Below are 208 nucleotides of genomic sequence, written 5' to 3' on the forward strand. Positions count from 1 at the left end.
AGCATTGATACAAAATATTTACCTGATTTTGTCTTCGATACCGTTAATGAGCTGGGTGTACCAGTAAACGGCCGTGACCATTTAATCTTTAATGCTTGCTTCATTTTGGCGAGTATTAGTAATTGCTTGTCCGCGCTCCATTTGAAGCAGTTACTCATATAGCTAGCAGATTGATTACCGTGTTTATGTTTAAACTTAGGATAACCAA

Origin of the sequence: Moritella sp. JT01 (assembly GCF_001574435.1) — a bacterium.
Lineage (GTDB): Bacteria > Pseudomonadota > Gammaproteobacteria > Enterobacterales > Moritellaceae > Moritella.